This is a genomic window from Stenotrophomonas sp. 3diitr2024, assembly GCF_042136455.1.
GTDB classification, from domain to species: Bacteria; Pseudomonadota; Gammaproteobacteria; order Xanthomonadales; family Xanthomonadaceae; genus Stenotrophomonas; species Stenotrophomonas sepilia.
The window spans coordinates 1-322 of record NZ_JBHHMJ010000836.1; the positions used below are offsets into that span (position 1 = coordinate 1).

1 pseudogene is annotated in these 322 nt (G+C 69.9%); it reads right to left on the reverse strand.

The features are described 5' to 3' along the window. Window positions 1-322 (reverse strand): annotated as a pseudogene (locus tag ABGA94_RS22240) (hypothetical protein); the annotation flags it as partial.

Consider the following 322-nt stretch of genomic DNA (forward strand, 5'->3'; position numbering starts at 1 on the left):
CAGCGGCACCGCGCTGATCAGCAACGGGAAGCTCAGGCTCATGCGCGTGGCCACCAGCACCGGCAGCTTCGGACCCTGCGGCAGGTGGTAGTACCGGCGCCCTTCCACCTCCAGCGGGAACCGGGATGTAGTCCAGCCGCGCCTGGTTGGCCCGGCACAGCTCGCGGGCGATATACAGGCCCAGCCCGGTGCCATGCTCGGACGTGGTGAAGAACACATGGTTGAGCGGGGCCGGAGCCAGTGCGGCCAGCCGCTGTGCCAGCGCGAAGGCCGGCGGCGAGCCCATCTGGAAAGCGGGCGAGTAGTCGAGCGTGCGTGCCTG